Below are 12,368 nucleotides of genomic sequence, written 5' to 3'. Positions count from 1 at the left end.
GGGCCTGCATCTGCGGCTGTGAGGACCCATGCGGGGCCAGCGTGCATCCGGTCGCCATTGCGTTGATGGATGGCGACGTGGACTGCGCCTTGCAGCTCGGACTGCTCAAGGCGATGCCGTGCCCCGGCTGCAGCGTGGACTGCCATACGCGCCTCGTGGCTGCGCGCGCGGACCGCATCCGCGCCCTGGCCGCGCGCGAACGTTTCCGCGCCCGCGATGCGCGTCTTGAGCGTCGCCGCGCCGAGCGCGCGGCGCAACGCAGCGCGCCGGCGCGACCAGCAGAGGCCGATGTGGCTGCGACAGCCGGAACCGCCGGCGTGGACCCGTCTCAGCCGGCCCTTCCGGTCGCGGTTGCCGCTGCCCTGGCGCGGGCGAAAGCCAAAGCCGCCGGCAACCCGGGAACCGGCGGGGCCGGCCGTTGACCCGCCCAACCCCCCGCAAGCGGCCGGCGCGATCACGGCTGACCAAGGTCGAAATCGATGCGGTGTTCGCACGCTTGCGACAGCTCAATCCACACCCGACCACCGAGCTGGAATTCACCACACCCTATGAACTGCTGGTGGCCGTGACGCTGTCGGCGCAAGCCACCGATGTGGGCGTCAACAAGGCCACCCGCAAGTTGTATGCGGTCGCCAACACGCCGGAGCAGATCGCGGCTCTTGGCGTGGACGGGTTGAAGCCGTACATCGCCACGATCGGCCTGTACAACACCAAGGCCGCCAACGTGGTGGCGATGGCGCAGTTGTTGCTGAACCACCACGACGGCGAGGTTCCGCATAACCGCGCCGCGCTGGAGGCGCTGCCCGGCGTGGGCCGCAAGACCGCCAACGTGGTGCTGAACACGGCATTCGGGGAGCCGACGATGGCGGTCGATACGCATATCTTCCGGGTCTCCAACCGCACCGGCCTGGCGCCCGGAAAGACCGTGCGTGCGGTCGAGGACATCCTGGTGCGCGCGATCCCGGAGGAGTATCTGCGCGATGCCCACCACTGGCTGATCCTGCACGGCCGCTATGTCTGCAAGGCGCGCACGCCGGACTGCCCGCACTGCGCGATCCGCGACATCTGCCGCTACAGGGACAAGACCCCGGGCGAACCGGTCCCGGCCACCACGGCCACCTGACGCATCAATCGTGGCGGCGTTCGCGCAGCCACTTGGTCGCGATCCACTTCTCACCCTCGACCACCGGCGCGCCCGCATGCAGCGAGCGCGTCATCGGGTGCGGGCGGTCGTAGCTGAAGAACACCGCGTTGCCCTTGACCGCGGCGACTTCGAGATTGGCCTCGGGGAACGTGGTCGCGCCACCGCGCTGCGGGGTGTTGAGGTACATCACCAGCGAGCCGACCCGCTGCCCGCCGCGCGCCAGCGATGCCGCCGAACCCGGCCAGGCCGGGTCGAAGTAGTCGTGGTGCGGCCGGTACTGCGCGCCCGGCCCGTAGCGCAGGATCTGCAGCGCTTCGCCGTTCTCCAGTGGCCAGTCGAGCAACGCCGCGATGCGTGCCTCGATCCGTCTGCACAGGGGGCTGCCGCCGCGCGGGAAGAACGTGCCAGCGCTGGTGCGGTCGACATGCACCTCGTCGCCGCCACTGTCCGGATCGAGAATGGTCGAGCGCTTGAGCTTCGGCCGCGACATCTCCACCAGCTCGTCGCATTCGTCGTCACCCAGCAGGCCGCCGAACACGATCACCCGCGGCAGCAGCAGACTCGCCAGGACGCACACCTCGTGGTCGCCCACCTGCAATGCCGACGGCCCGTTGAGTTCGATCGGCGACGGCACCGGCACCGACGGCGGCAACCCGCTCCCACGCGCGTGCGAATCGAGCCATTCGCGCACCACCGACTCGACCGCCTCGGTCGCTTCGCCCTGCTCCCAGCCGTCCTCCAGCAAGGGTTGCAGCAGCGTGTCGGGTGGCTGCCCCGCGCGTGCCTGACCAAGGATCCATTCGACGGTGTCGGGGGCGAGTTCTCGTTTCATGACGCCAGTGTGACAAAGCTTGATTGCAGCTTCTTTACGGCGGCGAATTTTATACCGGCGACCCGACCAGGGTTTCATCGGCTGGCTCAAGAAACCGCGCTTACTGAAGCCGAGCTGTCACAAACCGGGCCTATAAAGATTTCCTGAAACTTCGCTACGGGACGCGGAGAGCACCCGGTCGCAATGGAAAGTGCCGGTTGACCGATCTGTTTCCCGTGGATTGACCCAACCCGTGATCGGAGAGATCGTGCAAATGGCTGCTTCCAGCAATTCCAAGACCCTGTTGATGACCCTGGCCGCGGCCTTCGCGCTCAGCGCGTGTGGTGGTGGTTCCGACAACGTGGCCTCGCCGGGCGAAGGCGCGTTCCCGCCGCCGCCGACCATCCCGCCGCCGACCACCCCGCCCCCGACCACTCCGCCGACCACCCCGCCGCCGACCGCGGCCGAGTGCCCGACCGGCACCAGCGATGTCGGCGAAGTCGCCGGCCTGCTCAACTGCCAGCTGCCCTCACGCATCGTCGGCGAGTTGCTGGTCCCGAAGATCGACGGGGTGGTGTACTCGGTCAACGGCCGCACCGATGTCGGCATGGACATGGGCGGTGACGCCGCCAACCCGGCACCGGGCGCGAACAAGGGCACGCTGACCCTCGAGCCGGGCGTGACTGTGTTCGGCTCCGCCGGCGCCGACTTCCTGATGGTCAACCGCGGCTCGCAGATCTTCGCCGAAGGCACCGCGACCGAGCCGGTGGTATTCACCAGCCGCCAGAGCGTCGAAGGCAGCACCGACATCGACTCGATCGGCCAGTGGGGCGGCCTCGTGCTGCTCGGCCGTGCCGCGATCAGCACCTGCCCGGGCACCGCACAGCCGGGCACGGCCACCTGCGAAGCGCAGGTCGAAGGCGCCAACGGCTACTACGGCGGCAACGACGACGCCGACAACACCGGCGTGCTGAAGTACGTCCGCGTGATGCACTCCGGCTTCGAGGTCCTGCCAGACGTCGAGCTCAACGGCATCACCCTGGCCGGCCTCGGCACCGGCACCACGGTCGAATACGTGCAGGTGCACAACAGCTCCGATGACGGCTTTGAGTGGTTCGGCGGCACGGTCAACGGCAAGTATCTGGTCGGCACCGGCAACGACGACGACACCTTCGACACCGACTCCGGCTTCCGCGGCGGCATCCAGTTCGGCCTGGTCGTGCAGCGCGCCGGTGGCGGCGACCGCATGAACGAGATGAGCTCGCAGGACCTGCCATACCGCTCGATGCCGAACCTCGCCAACGTCACCTTCGTCGGCGCCGGGCATGACAACGCGGTGGTGCTGAACCAGGGCACCCTGGTCGGTTACTACAACGCGGTGATCACCGGCGGCGCGCCGGCCTGCGTCGAGTTCCAGTCGGCCACCACCGAAGGCACCTTCGATTCGACCTTCCTGTCGTGCGCAGAGCCGTTCGCCGCTGGCGCCACCGGTGCCGAGGCCATCGCCTTCAACGCCGGCAGCAACAACTCGACGGGCGCCTCGACCCTGACCGCCGGCTTCATCAACGGCGCCACCGAGGCGGCGGTACCGGCCTACGCCGGCCTGGCCGCGATCAACGCGTCCTTCGTCGACGTCGACTACATCGGCGCGGTCAAGGATGCGAATGACACCTGGTGGCAGGGCTGGACCTGCGGCCTGACCGCCGACGACTGCTGAGCGGCGACAACGGGCGTGGCAGCCGCGGCCGCCACGCCACGGGAAACGGGGTCGGTGTCCGCGACCCCGGGCCCCCATCGATGCCGCGGCCGGGCCGCGGCATCGGCTTATTCGGACGCACCGAACCCATTGAAAGGCTGCCACTCATGAAGCTCACCACCGCCCGCACGGGCCTGTTTCTGGCCATCTCGGCCCTGCTCGCGCCCAACATCGCGCTGGCGCAGACGGTCTCCAACGCACCGCCGCAGTCCGCCCCCGCCCCCGCCGCCACAAGCGCAACCGCCGCAGCCGCCGCGCCGATGCAGGCGACCGAACTGGACGCGGTCCAGGTCCAGGGCGAATACATCCCGGAGCCGATGCTGCTCAGCTCAGCCGTCATGACCCACGTCTCCAAGGAAGACCTCGAGCGCCAGGGCGACAGCACCGCTGCCGATGCGCTCCGGCGCGTGGCGGGCATCAGCCTCAACCATGGCCGCTACGTCTACGTGCGCGGCCTCAACGAGCGCTACTCCTCGGCCCTGCTCAACAACTCGCCGCTGCCCAGCCCCGAACCGCTGAAGCGCGTGGTGCCGCTGGACCTGTTCCCGACCAACGTACTGCAGACCATCGAGGTGGTGAAGACCTACTCGGCGAGCATGCCCGGCGAGTTCGGCGGCGGCACCATCAACCTGTCCAGCGCGGTGATCCCCGAGGAGCCCTTTCTCGACTTCAAGATCGGCACCGGCGGCAACAGCGAGACGACCTTCCAGGCCGGCCTGACCCATTACGGCGGCGGCGACTCCGACTACTTCGGCTTCGATGACGGCACCCGCAAGATGACCGCCGAGCTGAAGGACGCGATTGCCACCGGCAACCGCATCACCCCGGGGCGCGACTTCAGCAGCGACGAGGTCAAGAAGATCGCGCGCAGCTTCACCAACGCCCCGCTCAACCTGCTGCAGGCGACCGACAGCATCGACCCGGATTTCAACGCCGAGATCAGCATGGGCAACGCCTATGACGTCGGCGACGACGTGCGGCTCGGCCTGGTCGCCACCGCGGCAATGAAGAACAGCTGGCGCACCCAGCTCGGCGTGCAGCAGGACGGCGCGGTCGAGAACGGCGCGATGGCGGTGCAGAGCGACTACGAGTTCATGTCGACCACCAACAACGCCACCATCAACGGACTGCTCGGCGCCGCGGTCGACTGGGACGGCCACCGGGTCGGCCTGATGACGATGTACGTCCACGACACCGACAAGGAGACCCGCAGCAGCGAGGGCTACAGCCTGCTGACCGGCGACAACGTGCGCGACGACACCACCCACTGGTTCGAGCGCGAGATGATCAACACCCAGCTGACCGGCGAGCACGCGTTCGGCGAATACCGCGACCTGGAGATCGACTGGCGCGCCAGCCACTCGCGCGCCAGCCGCGACGCGCCGTACGAGAAGGGTTTCCGCTACCGCGAGGACGCCGACGGCTTCTGGCAACACGACGCCTCGCAGGCGCAGAACTACACCCGCTTCAGCCAGGTCAACGAGCGCGTCGACAACGCCGGCGTGGACGTCAGCTGGCGCCTGCCGACCGAGCGCGATATCACCGTGAACTTCGGCGGCGCCTGGTCCGAAACCGAGCGTGATGCGGTCTCGCGCGAGTTTCGCTTGCTGTCGCTCGGCAACCTGCCGTTCTACGAGCGCTACCAGCGGCCCGACTACCTGCTGTCGGACTACAACATCAGCCAGGGCTACCTGACCCTGCGTGAGACCACCGGTGGCACCGGCGCGGCCGCGTATGACGCCTCGCTTGAAACCAGCGCGGTGTACATCGAGGCCGAGTCGCAGCTGACCGGCACCGTGCGCGCCACCGTCGGCGTGCGCTACGAGGACGCGACCCAGCAGGTGCGGCCAATCGACCTGTTCAACGAAGGCCAGCCACTGCCGACCGCGGCGCCACTGGAAAACGACTACTTCCTGCCGGCATTCGCACTGACCTGGAACTTCGCCGAAAACCAGCAATTGCGGTTCGGCGCGTCGCAGACCATCGCCCGCCCGCAGTTCCGCGAACTGGCGCCGCAGCAGTACCTCGACCTCGACAGCGACCGTCTCGTCATCGGCAACCCGTTCCTGGTCGACAGCGAGCTGCTCAACCTCGACCTGCGCTACGAGTGGTACTTCGACCAGGGCGAGTATTTCAGCGCCGGCCTGTTCTACAAGGACATCGAGAATCCGGTCGAGATGGTGCTCAACGGCCGCTCGGGATCGAGCTGGCAGCAGAGCTTCATCAACGCCCCATCGGCGCTGGTGTACGGCCTGGAGCTGGACTTCCGCAAGTACTTCGGCAGCCCGTTCGACTGGGCCGGTGACAGCCGCCTGTTCCTCGGCACCAACTACACCTGGTCGGATTCGGAAGTGCAGGTCGAGGACGGCGACGTCGCCTACACCCTTGCCGGCAACGGCCGCCCGCAGGCCGCCTCCGAGCTGGTACTCGATGGCAGCCGCCTGCAGGGCCAGTCGGAGCATCTGGCCAACTTGCAGCTGGGCATCGAGAACCCGGAAACCGGTAGCCAGGCCACGCTGCTCGTCGGCTACGCCAGCGAGCGCATCAACGCCCGCGGCATCAACGGCTACTCGCCCGACGGCACCGTGGTGGTCCAGCCCGACTACATCCAGGAGCCGGGCACCACGGTCGACCTGGTGCTGAAGAAGGGCTTCCGGCTCTGGGACACCGACATGACCTTGGGCTTCGAGGCGCGCAACCTGCTGGGGGAGGAATACAGCGAGTACCAGGAGTTCGGTGGCGGTCGCGCCGACGTGATGCGCTACGACCTGGGCACCAGCTATTCGTTCGAGATCAGCGCCTCGTTCTGAGGCATCGCGTGCCGTGGCCGGCGCTTGGGGAAGTGGCCGGACGCAGCGGCCCGGCGGGGAAACCTGCCGGGCTTTTTATTGTCCGCCGCGGACCATGACAGTCGCCGCAACCTTATGTGTCAACTGCAATCAAACCGTAACCAAACCATCTCATCCTGTGCGCACGCCTGAAATATCGGTGTCCCGGCCTCCGCAGGACCCATGCACTTGCTTCCCAACCGGCTTTCCCCTGACCAGTTCACCCAGTGGCGCGCCCGGCTTCCAGTCGGGGCGGAACTGGTGCTGGTGACACTGCTCGCGCTGCAGGTAGCGCGGTTGGCGTGGTTGGCGCTGACCCCGACCGGGCCGATCGGTGGTGCGATGACCGGGCCCGCGGTTGCCCCTCCGGCCCCGCCATCCCTGCCGCTGACCGATGTGTTCTTCCGCTCCGCCCGGGCGCCCAGCACCGCAAGCCGCGATGCGCTCGGCTACACCCTGTTCGGCGTGCGCAGCGACGGTGGCACTGCTTCGGCAATGCGCGGGTCGGCGATCCTTGGCAAGGATGGCGACCAGGCGTCGTACGCGGTAAGCCACGAGATTGCGCCGGGCATCGTGCTGGAATCCGTCGGCACCGAGCACGCGGTGCTGGCCGCCAATGGTGCCCGGCACCGGCTGGAGCTGCCGCCGCTTGCCACCGCGGGCGCCACGCCCGCAGCGAAGACGCTGCCGGTTGGCAACCTCAGGCCGACGGCGCCGCCAGCCGCGACCGCACCCCCCTTCCCGGCCGCATCGACCGGTACCCCTGCGATGCCGCGTCAATCATCGACCGCAACCGGCCTCATCGAGAGCCAAGGTGGCGGCTACGCAATCACCGCCGGCGCCGGCGCCGCGCTGCTGCAACCGGCCGGCCTGCGACCCGGCGACGTGGTGCTGTCGGTCAACGGACGCCCGCTCGACCCCGCCCGGCTGGCGGGATTGCAGGACGAACTGAAAGGCCAGGCCCAATTGACCATCCAGTACCAGCGCGACGGCAAGACCCACACCACCACCCTGCAGGCACCCCGATGAGCCGTCCCTTCCTCGCCGCCGTGCTTGCATTCGCGCTGGCGCTGCAACCCATGCACCCGGCGATCGCGCAGTCGGCCGCCGAGCCGGAGGCGTTCAACGTGCGCAACGCCGACATCCGCGCCTTCATCCAGGACGTGGCCCGCGCCACCGGCACCAACTTCATTGTCGACCCGCGTGTGCAGGGCACGGTCAACTTCTCCAACGACAAGCCGATGAGCGAGTCGGAACTGCTCGGCGTGCTGCTGACGATCCTGCGCGCCAACGGCCTGATCGCCGTGCCCGCAGGCGCCGGCACCTACCGCGTCGTCCCCGACGACACCGCCGCGCAGCAGCCGCGCTCGGCGGGCGGCGGCGCGACCGGCTTCGCGACCGACATCATCGCCCTGCAACGGGTCGACGCGCGGATCGCGGCGGAAACCATCAAACCGCTGGTCGGCCGCGGCGGCGTGGTCATCGCCACCCCCCAGGGCAACAGCCTGCTGGTGGCCGACTACGCCGACAACCTGCGCCGGATCCGCGGGCTGATCGCCCAGATCGACACCGACCGCGCCTCGATCGACACCGTCACCCTGCGCAACAGCTCGGCGCGCGAGATCGCCGCCACCGTCAACCAGTTGTTCGGCATGGGTGGGGCCGAGGGCGGCAACGCGGCGATGTCGATCCTGCCGGTGCCGAGCAGCAACTCGATCGTGGTCCGCGGCAGCCCGGAGGTGATCCAGCGCGTGGTGCAGATGGTGCTGGAACTCGACCGCCGCGCCGAAAGCACCGGCGACCTGCACGTGGTCCAGCTGCAGCACGCCAGCGCGGAACAATTGTTGCCGGTGTTGCAGCAACTGGTGGGGCAACCCACCGACGCGATGGGCGACACCGGTGCGCAGACCCAGGTCAGCGCCAGTGCAGCCGGCGTCAGCATCGATACGAACCAGGGCCAGCTGATCTCGGCGGTGCCCGGCAAGCGCCCGACCCTGGTCCGCGCGCCCGGCCAGAACGCGCTGATCATCAACGCCGACCCCGAAACCCAGCGCACCCTGCTGAGCGTGATCAAGCAACTCGACGTGCGCCGCCAACAGGTGCTGGTCGAGGCGATCGTGGTCGAGATTTCCGACGATGCCGCCAGCGAGCTCGGCGCGCAGATCGCCGCCGCCAACAAGGACGGCGTGCCGTTCGGAATCAGCCAGTTCCGCAACTCCGGGCCGGGCATCACCGAGCTGGCCGGCGCGGCGCTGCTCAAGGACGACGACTCCAACCTCGCCGAGACCGCCCGCAACGCCGCGATGCAATCCTTGCTCGGGCTGACCGGCGGGCTGGCAGGCATCGCGGGCAGCGCCGGCGACACCCTGTTCGGGCTGATCATCAATGCGGTCAAGAGCGACAACGGTTCCAACCTTCTGTCGACGCCGTCGATCATGACCCTGGACAACGAGCCTGCGCGGATCCTGGTCGGCCAGGAAGTGCCGATCACCTCCGGCGAAGTACTCGGCGACAGCAATTCCAATCCGTTCCGCACCATCGAACGACAGGACGTCGGCATCCAGCTGGAGGTCACCCCGCAGATCAACGCCGGTGGCGGCATCACCCTGCAGTTGCGGCAGGAAGTGTCGTCGATCGCCGGGCCGGTCTCGGCCGACTTCAACGAGCTGATCCTCAACAAGCGCGAGATCGAGACCCGGGTGCTGGTCGACGACGGCGCCATCGTCGTGCTCGGCGGCCTGCTCGACCAGGCCGAGCGCAGTTCGGTCGACAAGGTACCGCTGCTGGGCGACATCCCGATCCTCGGCAGCCTGTTCCGCTCCACCGGCCGGTCCAAGGACAAGACCAACCTGATGGTGTTCATCCGCCCGACCATCGTCGGCGGACCGGAGGATGCCCAGCGCGTGACCGCGCCGCGCTACGACTACATGCGCAACTCGCAGCTGCAGCTCGATGACGGCAAGCAGCGCGAGGCGGCACTCGACGTGCTGGTGCGCGACTACCTGCGCACGAATCCACCGGTGGCGCCGCCGGTCGGAAGCAACCCGGCGCCGGCCGCCGGGGCCGTGACCCCCGAAGCCCTGCCCACCCCATGACCGCCGCCCTGCCGTCGCTGCCCTACGCGTTCGCCAAGCGGCACGGCGTGGTCGTGCTCGACGGCGCGGCCGATACGGAATCGATCCATGTCGGCCTGCGCGACGACGCCACGGCGACCCCGCTGATCGAGGTCCGTCGCACGCTCGGCCGGCCACTGCAGGTCGCGCGGCTGCCGCGCGCCGCGTTCGACCGCAAGCTGTCGGAGGTCTACGCCGACGCCGGCCTCGGCACCACCGAGGCGGTCGACCAGCTCGACATGCACGGCAGCCTGGATTCGCTGGTCGAGGACATCCCGGCCACCGCCGACCTGCTGGAAAGCCAGGACGACGCCCCGATCATCCGCCTGATCAACGGCCTCATCGCCGAGGGCGCGCGGCTGGGCGCTTCCGACATCCATATCGAGCCGTCCGAGGCCGCGTTGCGGGTGCGCTTCCGGATCGATGGCGTGATGCGTGAGGCGGTCAGCCTGTCGAGCCGGATCGCGCCGTTGCTGGTGTCGCGGGTCAAGGTGATGGCACGGCTCGACATCGCCGAGAAGCGCATCCCGCAGGACGGTCGCATCTCGGTGGCGATGGGCGCCAAGGCGCTCGACGTGCGCGTGTCCACACTGCCCGCGCGCGGCGGCGAGCGGGTGGTGCTGCGAATCCTCGACAAGGACCAGGGCACGCTGACACTGGAACAGCTCGGCATGCCGGCCGCGGTCGAGGCCGCGTTCAACAAGGCCTTGCACGTGCCCAACGGCATCGTGCTGGTGACCGGCCCGACCGGCTCCGGCAAGACCACCACCCTGTATGCCGGACTGGCCCTGCTCAACGACGGCAGCCGCAACATCCTCACCGTGGAGGATCCGGTCGAGTATGCGATGGACGGCATCGGCCAGACCCAGGTCAACACCAAGGTCGGCATGACCTTCGCCGCCGGGCTGCGCGCGATCCTCCGGCAGGATCCGGACGTGGTGATGGTTGGCGAGATCCGCGATCCCGAGACCGCGCAGATCGCGGTGCAGGCCAGCCTGACCGGCCACCTGGTGCTGTCGACCGTGCACACCAACGACGCCGTCGGCGCGATCACCCGGCTGCGCGACATGGGGATGGAACCGTTCCTGCTCGCCTCGACCGTGCGGCTGGTGCTGGCGCAGCGGCTGGTGCGGCGGTTGTGCACGCATTGCCGCGCACCGCGTCCGGCCGATGCGTTGGGCCTCCGACTGATGGGCCGCGACTTCGACGGCATGCTCTACCAGTCCGTCGGCTGCGCGCGCTGCAACCACACCGGTTACGCCGGACGGATGGGCGTGTACGAAGCCATCGCCATCGACGACGAAATGCGCCGACTGATCGGCGACAACGCCGACGAGGACACCCTCGCCCGTGCCGCGTTCGCCCGCGCCGACCGACTGGCGGGATCGGCGCGCGCCGCGGTCGCCAGTGGTGCGACCACGCTGGAAGAAGCGCTGCGCGTGACCCGCGACGACGACAACCACCCGATGCCGGCTGAGGGCGCCAGCCATGCCGGCGTTTGACTACGACGCGCTCGACGAGCGCGGCCGCAACCGCAGCGGCCGGCTCGACGCGGCCGACCCGAAAGACGCCCGCGCGCGGCTGCAACGCCGGCGCCTGGTGCCGGTCCGGCTGGAACCGGCCCGCGTCGGGGGTGAGCCGGCGCCCGGCGGGTCGCTCGCGGGCGTCTTCGACCGCTTCACCACCAAGGACGTCGCCCTGGTCACCCGCCAGCTGGCGACCCTGGTCTCGGCCGCGCCACTGGAAGAGGCGCTGCGCACGATCGGCGCGCAGGCCGAGAAGCGCGCGGTGCGTCGGGTGCTGATGGCCACCCACGCGCAGGTGCTTGAAGGCTTCCGCCTGTCCGACGCTATGGCGCGCCAGGGCAAGGCGTTCCCGCCGCTGTACCGGGCGATGGTCGCCGCCGGCGAAGGCTCCGGCGCGCTGCCCGACATCCTCGAGCGCCTCGCCGACCTGCTCGAACGCGAGCAGGAGGTCCGCGGCAAGTTGGTCACCGCGCTGGTCTACCCGGCGGCGCTGGCGCTGACGGCGGTCGCGGTGGTGATCGCGCTGATGGCGTTCGTGGTGCCCAAGGTGGTCGAGCAGTTCGACTCGATGGGCCGCGAGCTGCCGATGCTGACCAGGATCGTGATCGGCATCTCCGACTTGATGGCGAACTGGGGCCTGCTGGCGCTGGTGCTGCTGGCCCTGGGCGTGGTGGCGTTCATGCGGATGCTGCGACGCCCGCCGTTCCGGCTGCGCTTCGACGCGCTGGTGTTGAAGACGCCATTGCTCGGCCGCCTCGTCCGCGACGTCCATGCCGCGCAGATGGCGCGCACGCTGTCGATCATGCTCGCCAGCGGCCTGCCGATGATGGAGGGCCTGGTCATCACCGCACGCACCGTGCACAACCGGGTGCTGCGCGCGGCGACCGACACCATGGTCGCCTCGATCCGCGAAGGCGGCAGCCTGTCGAGCGCGATGCGTCGCGCCGGGGTGTTCCCGCCGACGCTGCTGTACATGACCGGCAGCGGCGAGAACAGCGGCCGCCTGGCACCGATGCTGGAGCGCGCCGCCGACTACCTCGAACGTGAATTCAACACCTTCACCTCGGTCGCGATGAGCCTGCTGGAGCCGATCATCATCGTCGTCCTGGGCGGCGTGGTCGCGGTGATCGTGCTCGCGATCCTGCTGCCGATCCTGCAGTTCAATTCCCTGGTCCTTGGTTGAGGAAACC

The 12,368-nt window shown here is 68.9% G+C and carries 9 protein-coding genes; 8 read left to right on the top strand and 1 reads right to left on the bottom strand.

All coding sequences use genetic code 11. The features are described 5' to 3' along the window. Positions 1–41: 41 nt before the first annotated feature. Positions 42–422, top strand: a complete 381-nt coding sequence (locus tag ACW7G0_RS04235; protein WP_456987838.1) for a hypothetical protein — start codon at positions 42–44, stop codon at positions 420–422. Further along, positions 419–1,123 carry an endonuclease III gene (gene nth, locus ACW7G0_RS04230; RefSeq protein WP_456987836.1) on the top strand — a complete coding sequence of 235 codons (705 nt, stop codon included), beginning with the start codon at positions 419–421 and terminating at the stop codon, positions 1,121–1,123. The genes ACW7G0_RS04235 and nth overlap by 4 nt, the downstream gene beginning before the upstream one ends. Positions 1,124–1,127: 4 nt before the next feature. Here the strand turns inward: nth and ACW7G0_RS04225 are convergent, their stop codons facing one another. Beyond that, the gene (locus ACW7G0_RS04225) at positions 1,128–1,976 is read right to left on the bottom strand and encodes a 2OG-Fe(II) oxygenase (RefSeq protein WP_456987834.1); all 849 of its coding nucleotides are present in this window, start codon (positions 1,974–1,976) and stop codon (positions 1,128–1,130) included. A gap of 253 nt (positions 1,977–2,229) precedes the next feature. Between ACW7G0_RS04225 and ACW7G0_RS04220 the strand changes: the two genes are divergently transcribed. The 6 genes from ACW7G0_RS04220 (at position 2,230) to gspF (ending at position 12,361) form a co-directional block, all read left to right on the top strand. Next, positions 2,230–3,672, top strand: a complete 1,443-nt coding sequence (locus ACW7G0_RS04220; protein WP_456987833.1) for a hypothetical protein — start codon at positions 2,230–2,232, stop codon at positions 3,670–3,672. Between the two features lie 146 nt (positions 3,673–3,818). After that, positions 3,819–6,521 (top strand): TonB-dependent receptor domain-containing protein, encoded by a 2,703-nt coding sequence (locus ACW7G0_RS04215; RefSeq protein WP_456987831.1) that lies wholly within the window; start codon positions 3,819–3,821, stop codon positions 6,519–6,521. A 201-nt stretch (positions 6,522–6,722) separates the two neighbouring features. After that, complete coding sequence (locus ACW7G0_RS04210) at positions 6,723–7,568, top strand: type II secretion system protein N (RefSeq protein ID WP_456987830.1); 846 nt, start codon at positions 6,723–6,725, stop codon at positions 7,566–7,568. After that, entirely contained in the window at positions 7,565–9,634 is a 2,070-nt protein-coding gene (gene gspD, locus ACW7G0_RS04205; protein WP_456987829.1) for a type II secretion system secretin GspD, read from the top strand. Before ACW7G0_RS04210 ends, gspD begins: the two co-directional genes overlap by 4 nt. Then, positions 9,631–11,154 carry a type II secretion system ATPase GspE gene (gene gspE, locus ACW7G0_RS04200; RefSeq protein ID WP_456987827.1) on the top strand — a complete coding sequence of 508 codons (1,524 nt, stop codon included), beginning with the start codon at positions 9,631–9,633 and terminating at the stop codon, positions 11,152–11,154. Before gspD ends, gspE begins: the two co-directional genes overlap by 4 nt. Next, on the top strand, positions 11,141–12,361 hold the full coding sequence (gspF, locus tag ACW7G0_RS04195; protein ID WP_456987825.1) for a type II secretion system inner membrane protein GspF: 1,221 nt from the start codon (positions 11,141–11,143) through the stop codon (positions 12,359–12,361). Before gspE ends, gspF begins: the two co-directional genes overlap by 14 nt. Positions 12,362–12,368 lie beyond the last annotated feature (7 nt).

Source organism: Lysobacter sp. A286 (assembly GCF_054052105.1).
The sequence above is the reverse complement of the archived record's forward strand: the minus strand, read 5'-3'. Positions and strand labels throughout refer to the sequence as shown.

Bases quoted from the DNA above. Each gene is read 5' to 3' on its own strand.
- ACW7G0_RS04225 (WP_456987834.1), bottom strand. From the start codon at position 1,976: ATGAAACGAGAACTCGCCCCCGACACCGTCGAATGGATCCTTGGTCAG.
- ACW7G0_RS04220 (WP_456987833.1), top strand. From the start codon at position 2,230: ATGGCTGCTTCCAGCAATTCCAAGACCCTGTTGATGACCCTGGCCGCG.
- ACW7G0_RS04215 (WP_456987831.1), top strand. From the start codon at position 3,819: ATGAAGCTCACCACCGCCCGCACGGGCCTGTTTCTGGCCATCTCGGCC.
- ACW7G0_RS04210 (WP_456987830.1), top strand. From the start codon at position 6,723: ATGCACTTGCTTCCCAACCGGCTTTCCCCTGACCAGTTCACCCAGTGG.
- gspD (WP_456987829.1), top strand. From the start codon at position 7,565: ATGAGCCGTCCCTTCCTCGCCGCCGTGCTTGCATTCGCGCTGGCGCTG.
- gspE (WP_456987827.1), top strand. From the start codon at position 9,631: ATGACCGCCGCCCTGCCGTCGCTGCCCTACGCGTTCGCCAAGCGGCAC.
- gspF (WP_456987825.1), top strand. From the start codon at position 11,141: ATGCCGGCGTTTGACTACGACGCGCTCGACGAGCGCGGCCGCAACCGC.